Source organism: Streptomyces sp. NPDC026417 (genome assembly GCF_055567695.1).
Window position 1 is genome coordinate 1 of record NZ_JBVHPY010000068.1, and the last position, 7,839, is coordinate 7,839.

Annotated in this window: 5 protein-coding genes and 2 pseudogenes; 1 reads left to right on the forward strand and 6 read right to left on the reverse strand. The window is 63.0% G+C overall.

The genetic code is table 11. The features are described 5' to 3' along the window. Positions 1 to 414: 414 nt before the first annotated feature. The 3 genes from ACZ4NT_RS38250 to ACZ4NT_RS38260 all read right to left on the reverse strand — a co-directional run bounded on the left by ACZ4NT_RS38250 (position 415) and on the right by ACZ4NT_RS38260 (position 2,075). A complete protein-coding gene (locus ACZ4NT_RS38250; protein WP_467730038.1) occupies positions 415 to 585 on the reverse strand; it encodes a cytochrome P450 in 171 nt (56 codons plus the stop codon). After that, complete coding sequence (locus ACZ4NT_RS38255; protein WP_467730029.1) at positions 524 to 814, reverse strand: SDR family NAD(P)-dependent oxidoreductase; 291 nt, start codon at positions 812 to 814, stop codon at positions 524 to 526. Before ACZ4NT_RS38255 ends, ACZ4NT_RS38250 begins: the two co-directional genes overlap by 62 nt. A gap of 145 nt (positions 815 to 959) precedes the next feature. After that, on the reverse strand, positions 960 to 2,075 hold the full coding sequence (locus tag ACZ4NT_RS38260; protein ID WP_467730031.1) for a terpene synthase family protein: 1,116 nt from the start codon (positions 2,073 to 2,075) through the stop codon (positions 960 to 962). A gap of 834 nt (positions 2,076 to 2,909) precedes the next feature. Between ACZ4NT_RS38260 and ACZ4NT_RS38265 the strand changes: the two genes are divergently transcribed. Next, positions 2,910 to 3,869, forward strand: coding sequence for a helix-turn-helix domain-containing protein (locus tag ACZ4NT_RS38265; protein ID WP_467730033.1), 960 nt, complete (start codon positions 2,910 to 2,912; stop codon positions 3,867 to 3,869). A gap of 33 nt (positions 3,870 to 3,902) precedes the next feature. On the opposite strand, the gene ACZ4NT_RS38270 is transcribed toward ACZ4NT_RS38265, so the two are convergent. From ACZ4NT_RS38270 to ACZ4NT_RS38280, 3 genes and pseudogenes are all read right to left on the reverse strand, one after another. Beyond that, positions 3,903 to 5,192, reverse strand: coding sequence for a cytochrome P450 (locus ACZ4NT_RS38270; RefSeq protein WP_467730036.1), 1,290 nt, complete (start codon positions 5,190 to 5,192; stop codon positions 3,903 to 3,905). A 272-nt stretch (positions 5,193 to 5,464) separates the two neighbouring features. Beyond that, positions 5,465 to 6,144 (reverse strand): annotated as a pseudogene (locus ACZ4NT_RS38275) (transposase). Positions 6,145 to 6,241: 97 nt separating this feature from the next. Next, positions 6,242 to 7,023, reverse strand: a pseudogene (locus ACZ4NT_RS38280) (transposase); the annotation flags it as partial. Positions 7,024 to 7,839: the final 816 nt, after the last annotated feature.

Genomic DNA, 7,839 nt, shown 5'->3' on the forward strand with positions numbered 1-7,839 from the left:
ACTCGGTCAGGCCCGCGAACGGCTCGATCCACTTCGGATCATCAGCTGAAATCACCCCACCCAAGCCACGTCAACGCACCAACCGCCAAACCAGAAACGGGACAGCCTTTATTAGGAACCTGCCGGACTGTCGTCAGGGAATCTCGCACGGGACTCTATTCTGACGCCCTTTGGGCGTCGGCCGCCCCCCTTGGCGTGACGATGCACGAAAGCACCGGCCGGCAGGCATGGCAGACCAGACAAACATCGAAGCTCCTTGGTGGCAAGCGTATTGAGAAACCTGTCACCTCCAACGGAGCTTCGGTCTATCCGGTTGCACCTCTGACGACCAGCTCCTTTTGCAAGATCAATTCGACCTTGCAGCCGCCCTGCCTGGACAACCGGGGCGGGACCGCCGTTGTCGACTATCGTCGGCTAAGAGAGAGTGGCAATGAGCCGGGGTATTCCTGCGCCGAACGGAATGAATGCGGTGCGTGGGATGTCGCTTATGGCTTCGGGTCGCCAGCGGTCGGGGTCGAATTTGTCAGGGTCGGCGAAATAAAGGGCCTGAACGTACCGTCGACGCCGGCATTGTTGAAAGCGCAGTCCAGTCGGCCATACCGCTCCACAACGGCTCGAACCATCTCGTCACCTCGGTCCCCGAGGTGACGTCGGCGTGTACATACGTGATTTCTCCGCCATCCTCCGTAATCTGATCCGCGACCTGGCCGTCGCCTTCGTTGTCGTTGATGTCAGCGATCACGACGCGAGCACCAAGGTCGATGAATATCTGCGCTGCTGCGGCCTCGATCTCGGATGCTCCGCCGGTGATCAAAACTGCTTTCTCGTCGAGAAGCTTCTAGATTATTGAGGTTGCCCCTTCTACGAGGCTGGAGGAAGACTGGTGAGCGGCGCCAAATATTCCGGAATGTGTGACGCCGAGTGCCCGCATGGCCCTCTTGGTGCCGTCACTTACCAGCTCAATGCCATGGCCCGGATCGCGGTATCGGGTGATGCTCATCCGAATGTTCTTCGCTACCTATAACTCCTGGGGTTCGTCCCCATTCACCAGTGAGGTCGTATTCGGTACGGTCGGGCCAGAGGGTAACTTTGCCAGAATAGTAGGGGCGGCCGTGATAGCCGGGGCCGTGGTAGCGGGGCGCGAACCGAGATTGCTCCAGGTTGCCGGCCATGGTGAGGCCGAGGGTATCGAGGTAATGAGTGATCTGTGGCCGATTGCCTATGGCACCTTCCAGGACCTTCTCGCGGAGGCGGACGAACCGTAGTTCGGCTTCATGCAGGAGTCGGCTCACGACGTCCACGGCGTCTTGCAGAGCGAAGCCATCATGGTGGGTCAGAACAAGTACCGCGTTCATGAAGTCACCGGCGTAGTACTCGCGGCGGAAGGAGAACAGATCGTTGGCGAATAGCCAGTGCTCAGCGGCGAGCCTGTTGAGCTCAACCAGTTCAGGAGACCTTCGGAGGTCGTCTTCGAGGTCGACCTGTGCCGCGTACTCGGTGAGCATCAGGTAGAAGTGGCCACCCAGTGACTGGGTCCGCAGCTTCAGGTACGCATCGAAGGCGAGGACTTCATGGCGGCTTCTCGTGGAAATCTCACCGAGGCATCCGGCCAGGAAGATCTCGGCGGAATCAAGGAACCGCGCTCGCTGACGTTCCGGGATCCGGGGACTCATCCGCTGCCATATGTCCTGCAGCGCGATGAGGTAGGGAGAGGAAGAAACCACTTGCTCACCTGACAGGCAAGCGCTCAGGAGGCCGAAATCGCGCTGGGTGACACTGGCATCGTCCCGGGCGTAGCAGGCGTCGTCGAACGCGAACAGGTAAGAGGTGACTAGGCTGATATCGAGAAGCCGGTCTACCGGAGCGGTCGGAAAGGTGAGCGCCACCCAGACCGGGGAGCGCCAGGACAGGAATTCAGTTCTATCGGCTTCGGTCGTGAACGGCAGGTTCGCCCGCACCCACTCGGTGTCCAGTCGTTCGATCTCAGCTATATGCGGATGGCATCGGACAGGAATCATCTGGGGTATGGGAGGTAGGATATAGACTGCACCGTCCTCGATATTCCTGGCAGGCATGGGAGCCCCTTCTCCAGAATTTTGCGTGCCTCACGTGGCCGCTCAGGGATGAGTCGTCGCCGACGACTCATCCCTGCCTTGCCACTCGCTCTCGGGTCCGCAGACAGCGCCCACAGAGGCCTCGAACTGGTCGCCGATCTACCGAACGAGAGTCCCCTTTCTCCTCTCCAGGCCTTGCAAAGATTGTAGTACTCAATTGCGACTTCCTGCCTGCAACCGGTAGGGCGCCGAGTGAGCTCCGTCCGGTGGCGCCGCTTAAGGGAGTGCACGAACTCCAGAGTGTCCAGCACCGGACGGCGGCCCTCGGCCACAGTGCGGAAGGTGAAGGTGGCCAGCAGGTCGGGCAGGAACCGGGCGATCGTGTTGTAGCGGGTGACCAGCACTTCTTCGAAGCTGTCATCGGGCTGCTTGGTCAGGGCAGTGACCATCGCGGCCGCGGCATGCACCGGGGCGACGTCCGTGGCATCCAGCCGCGCGTATGTCGCCGTCCGCGTCGGCGGCGGTGCCGCCCATAGCCAGCCAAGCGTCCCGCAGCACCAAGGCGGCAGCGTCCAGGTCCTTTAGCCAGGGTGCCAGCACCGCGGCATCCAGGCCCACTGGTCGGCTCCGTACTCGGCGACGAGGCGCGGCACTTCCTCTGGATCCTAACGAGTTGGTGCGTGATAGCGGTTGGGCATGCTCTGCTGGTGAGGGGTGTGGCTGACCGTTCGGTGTTGACGCATCCGTTGTTCACGGGGATGTCGACAGCTCATCTGTCGTCTTGGCTGGGGAGGTGGCCAGACCGTGGGTGGTGGGGCTTGAGGGGGGCGGGTTCCAGGGGCGGGGCGAGGAAGCGTGCACCGGGTGCCCGGGGCCCGGCATCAGCTGGTGTTCGTGGACCGGCTGACAGCCACGCTCATCCATCTGCGGCACGACCTGCCGCACGCGGTCCTGGATGTGCTGTTCGGCGTCGATCGCTCGACCGTCACCCGTGCCGTTGGCGAGGTGCGCCGACTGCTCGCGGAACGGGGCTTTGCTGTTCCCGACCGTTGTGGTCTGCGGCTTCGCACCTTTCAAGATGTATTTGCCTATGCCCAGGCCCGAGGGTGTGGAGCTGCGGCTGGACGGCGCTGCCCGGCCGGCCACGAGTGGCAGGAGAAAGTCAGCGCCCGGGCTGGGATGGCCAGTGGGAAAACGAGACCAAGATCAAGCCAAGAAGTCGAAGGCCGCCAAGGCCGCCGCGCCGAAGGCTGCCAAGCTCTTGGACCAGGTTCCCGCGCCCGCCGCCCGTCCGCCCCGTTGGTCACCGAATGGCGGTTCTGGGGCAGCCGAGACCCCAACAAGGCGCGTTCGGCGCCGAAGCGGCACTGGAAGACCGAGGCCCACCAAGGCGAAAGCCAGGCCTCCGCCGCAGGCGGCGTGCTGAAGATACTGGAACACGCCCACTGGGTCGAGGGCTGGCTGCACCACCTCACCGGACGCCGTCCCAGCCCTGTCGGCGCCGACGAGCTGGACCACATGGCCGATCATGTGAGTCTGCAGGTCGCGGGGTGTGAGGAGTACGGGCCGGGTCGTCACGCATGCATCGAAGCCAAGTCTGCCATCGTCTGCCTGACCAAGTCGCCCGCTCTGGACGGAGTGGTGGGATTGCCGCTGATTGGAGCGGTTGCAGTGCTGCCCGATCGGCGTCGGCGGCGCGGTGTGCGTCACCCCCTCGTGGAGGCCGGAGGAGGTACGGCCGAAGACCACTACCGACTCCTCACCTTGGTCAACACCGCAGACAGCGCCACCACCCACACCCAAGCCACGGCTTGACATTCATAGGAGCATCAGCATCGTCACCACCGTTCATCGGGAAGTCAGTGTGAGGCAGAGCGTACTCGGTAGCGGTACGATGCTCAGCCTCTGTGGGTTGACGCTACGCTCAGGGTGCGGGGTGAAGCGCCATCGGGGCAAGATCCAGGCGAGGCTCCTGCCGATCTCCGTCATGGCGAAGTTGTCTCCGATACATTTCCGGTTCCCTGAGCCGAAGGGTATATAGGAGCCACGCGGAATAGTTTTCCCTCCGGGAAGCCATCTTTCTGGGTCGAACTTTTCGGGGTTGGGAAAATATCGTGGATCTCGGTGCAGTGCATAGGGGCTGAAGGCGATTTCAGTTCCTTCTGGAAGCTCGATATCACCGAGGGTAATCGGTTCTGAAGTACGTCGGCTCAGTAGGACCACCGAGTACAGGCGACTAATCTCGTTGAGGACATAGTCGAGATAGGTGCATGGCAGTCCGTCCTTGAGTTCGTCTACCAGGCGCTCTTGGATCTCCGGGTGTCGGCTGAGTTCGAACATGGTCCAGGCGATCGTCGCGGCGACTGAGTCGACGCCGCCCATGAGCATGGTCACCATGTGATCGACCATCTGTTCATCAGAGAAACGATTGTCAGCGGTGCCCTCTTCCATTAGGGAAAGGAAGTCATTGCGGTCCGGATTTTCCCGCGCGTTGACGATCGCGTCGTAAGTGGCATTCCTGATCTCGGCGCATGACCGGTAGAAGCCTCTATTGAACGGCAGCGGGAGCCAGTCAAGCGAATTGGGCATCAGGCAATGAGGTATGACCACACCCAGGAGATACGGGACCTCGCGACGCGCGACAGCGATAGCTTCTTCACTTAGGCGCCAACCAAATAGAGTGGCAGCAAGATTCACTGCAGCATAGTCAACGAGTCCTGGCCAGAGATCGTCGGATGATCCAGGTTTCCAGGAGGAATCGATCTCATGGACGTGCCCCGCGATGAGATTATCATATCTGGCGATGCGGTGCCGGTGGAATGCAGGCTGAAGAATGGGACGCTGAACTCGGTGCAATGCTCGCGGCGAGTTTGAAAGTCCGTCACCGACCAACGGCTTAACTCTGTCACTGAGACGCCCTTTCTCGAAAGAGTTGCTTCTGGCCACAAGGACCTCGTGTACAAGGTCGGGATTGGTCACCAAGCAGAAGGGATAATTCAGAGCTTGGACACGGACGAAGTCGCCGAGTTCTTGAAGTGGCACGAAGAAGCTTCGGAGATTTCGCAACATCGTGATCGAGTGACCGAACAACGGAATATAGCCAGGGGCTCGAGGTATTGAGCGTAGGGTTCGCGCCATGAGACTCTCCCCGTTCAAGGTGTTCCCGCACCCATTCTGAATCCAGCCGCGCCAGCTCCGCCACCTGCGGGTGGCACAGCAAGCATTTGGGGTATTGACGGCAGGGTGTAAAAAACGGTGCCGCCCTCTACGTGTCCACGACTCATAACGGTCCCTCCATCGAACCACGTGCGAGCCCGGCGGGTCGTCTCCACCTGCCAGGGCGGTGCATCGGTAGAGCCCTTAAGCAAGTGTGCCACCACAGACCGAAGGGGGCAGTTTAAGACCGTGTCCTATATGGTCAGTTTCCGGAGCTGTTTGTAGCAGCAGAGGGCTGCGGCCAGGCCGAGAAGGCCAGGCAGTTGCCTGGCTTTCGCTTGTAGCGGTGGTTGAGTCGGCGGTAGCCGGTCAGCCAGGACATGGTGCGTTCGATGCGTTCGATGACCCATCTTCGCCGGCCGAGTCGCTCGCTGGAGTCGACTCCCTTACGGGCCATGCGGACGCCGATGCGCTTGCCCCACAGCCATCGCCGCAGGTGAGGGATGTCGTACGCCTTGTCCGCACGAAGGCGTTGAGGCTTGGAGTCGGCCGCGTGGGATTCGTGTCCCCTGTGGAAATGGGACAGCATCGGCTTCAGGGCCTGGCTGTCGTGGGTGTTGGCCGCGGAGATCCCGACGCGTAAGGCAGTCCGCTCGCGTCGGACAGAACGTGCCTCTTGGAACCCCAGATTCCGGCGCGGGACCAGATGGCGAAGCTGCGATGCACGGTCGACTTCGACGCCCCGAAACACGGCGGCAACGCCCGCCACGCGCAGCCGCTGACCAGGACGTAAGATGATCGCGGCAAACACCGCCTCGTCACCGATGTTCGCGACCCCACCGGCCTGCGGACGAACTCGGGCCGCTGGCAGCAACGGCTTTGCCAGCTCCCACAGTCCGTCCGGAACAATCCATCCCCACCGTCCACTCCCCACGCCCAGGACAACTGCCGACTGACCATGTAGGACACGACCTAACGAGTTGGTGCGTGATAGCGGTTGAGTCATGTGCTTGCTCGGTCGTGGTCTGTATTCAGACGGTGGCCGTGCGGTCGGAGATGGCCTGGTGGGTGTCGGGCAGTCGGTCGCGGCGGTGGGTTCAGCGCTGGAGTTGTTTCCGGCGTTTGTGGTCGGCGAGGGCGTGTTCGACGATCCGTTGCGACGAGTGGTGGTGTCGCTGGCGTTCGCGGAGTTCAACGAAGGGTGCTATTGCCCCTGGTCGCAGTTTGCGTGGTGGGCTGAGGGCTTTCCCTCGATGGTCTCGGCTGAGGCCGAGGTAGCCGTCATCGAGGAGGACTTGGGCCAGGTTGAAGTGGTCGAAGCGTGGGCCGATGCCGGCGGTGCGGGCGGCAGTGGCGTCGTGCATGCGTCCTGGTCGTAACGCGTCGGTCCACAGAGTGCGGCCGCGGTGGTCGGCGATCACGGTGGCTTTCATCGTGTTCTGCTTCTTGTTGCCCGAGACGAAGGCGCGGCGTCCGCCGCGGCCTGCCGCCGGCCGGCGGACCTGGACCTCGGTGGCGTCCAGACGCAGCTCGACACCTTCGGCCTGGGCGTAGGCGAATACATCTTGAAGGGTGCGAAGCCGCAGACCACAACGGTCGGGAACAGCAAAGCCCCGTTCCGCGAGCAGCCAGCTGCCCCCGGAGGCGCGTGACCTCGCCAACAGCACGGGTGACGGTCGAGCGATCGACGCCGAACAGCACACCCAGGACCGCGTGCGGCAGATCGTGCCGCAGATGGATGAGCGTGGCTGTCAGCCGGTCCACGAACACCAGCTGATGCCGGGCCCCCGGCACCCGGTGCACGCTTCCTCGAGCGACATAGTGGACGGAATATGTGGAAATGCGCCTTATGTTCTCCTTGAGGTGAGCCGTATCCTTCTGCCGCGCCCTTCCCGCCCGCACCGGCCGAACGCCGACCAGGTGTATCTGTGCCGGCGCTGCCGCGACTGGGGCACCCTCGTGGCTCCTGACGGCCACGGCCTGTTCCCGTGCCCGGACTGCCAACAGAAAAACCCCGCCCCAGAGGCAGACAGTCCGGGTCCGGCAGAGCCTCTGGAATGAAACGAGGGCAGGGCTGGGCTGCTTTCCCCAGCCCTCAGAGCGCGCCCCACGGGGAAGGCGGCGCGTTATCCGGCTCGCTCAGGGCCGGTACGGTGAGCAAGTCGGCTGGAGTGTCATGCCCATGCCGGACGAGGGGCGGCTCCCGGCACGCACGTAGGGGCAGGGTCGACGTTGTGTTGCGGGCCCTGCCGCCCGGTGTAGCGGTGTGGGAGAGGACGCTGCCTGGCGGCGAGGGACAGCCTCGCGGACGACGGCCCGGCGCGCCGTCACGCGGTGGAATCGCGCCCCCGCGCCCTGCCGTCCCTCGGCGCACGGAATTCAGTGAACCGGCGCGTGTCCGTGAATCGTGGGACGACAGAGCGCGCCCTGCCGCTACAACGAGTCAGCAGCGGCCTGGACACGGCGCTGACGCCGAACGGGCCGCAAGGGCACGCTGGGCCCCGTCTTCCCGGCTAGAGGTTGTCCCGTAACCAGTGGTGCGGCTGGGACGTTGGTTCGGGCATGTGTGGGGTGATCTCTGCAGATGATCCGAAGTGGATCGAGCCGTTTTCGGGTCTGACCGAGGGGC

Bases quoted from the DNA above. Each gene is read 5' to 3' on its own strand.
- ACZ4NT_RS38270 (WP_467730036.1), bottom strand. From the start codon at position 5,192: ATGGCGCGAACCCTACGCTCAATACCTCGAGCCCCTGGCTATATTCCG.
- ACZ4NT_RS38260 (WP_467730031.1), bottom strand. From the start codon at position 2,075: ATGCCTGCCAGGAATATCGAGGACGGTGCAGTCTATATCCTACCTCCC.